This window comes from Bacillus sp. HY001, assembly GCF_007558965.1.
Taxonomy (GTDB): Bacteria; Bacillota; Bacilli; order Bacillales; family Bacillaceae_G; genus Bacillus_A; species Bacillus_A mobilis.
The window spans coordinates 1-672 of sequence record NZ_VLTE01000276.1 but is presented as its reverse complement, the minus strand read 5'-3'; the positions used below and the strand labels follow the sequence as shown (position 1 = coordinate 672).

The 672-nt window shown below is 33.8% G+C and carries 1 protein-coding gene; it reads right to left on the bottom strand.

Going from position 1 to position 672, the window contains the following annotated elements:
- Positions 1–672 (bottom strand): RNA-guided endonuclease InsQ/TnpB family protein (locus FOT98_RS31270; protein ID WP_144291261.1); only part of this gene is annotated, 672 nt, incomplete at both ends.

Here is a 672-nt window from a genome sequence, read left to right as displayed (position 1 = left end):
CTTCTCGCACTTGTATGATAAACATTGAAAGAAGAAGTTTAATTTTTGAAATGAAAATGCTTTCGATAGTTTTTTGTTTTTTAACAGGTTTGAGATAGATAAGTCTTCCACAACAATCCTCATTGGTTTGGTTTTCACCAAGTTAGCTGTTGCTTGATGGATATGGTTATTTCGGATATTTGTAATTTTCCTAGATAACCGCAGGTGCTCAGTTTTAGCTTTTTCATATCCGGCAGATTGAATTTTTACACCTTTTTTAAATCTCCTAGACATATCTCTTTGCGCTGACTTTTTCCTTCTCAAAAGTTTTTTAACCTTGGCATCTTTGTTTATATTTCGTTCTTTCATACCATTAGAAGCTACAAAAAGCTCTTTTAAACCAACATCCACACCAATCGACTCATTCGTTAGTTCTTGTGATTCAAAGTCTTCTTGGAATCCTACACTAATCCACCAGTGACGACCGTCAAATGTAACTCTTGGATTGGATGGCTTTTTGTTTCTTGGTAGTTGTTGGCTTGTTTTTACTTCACCAATAGACTGAATATGAACTACTTTCTTTCCTATAATCAGTCTTTCATAATTGGCATAAAATCCTTGGATTACATCTTTTTTGGATTTATAAGAAGTGTGAGAACCATTTTTGTACTTTTCGAAAGAATTTTTCCTCGC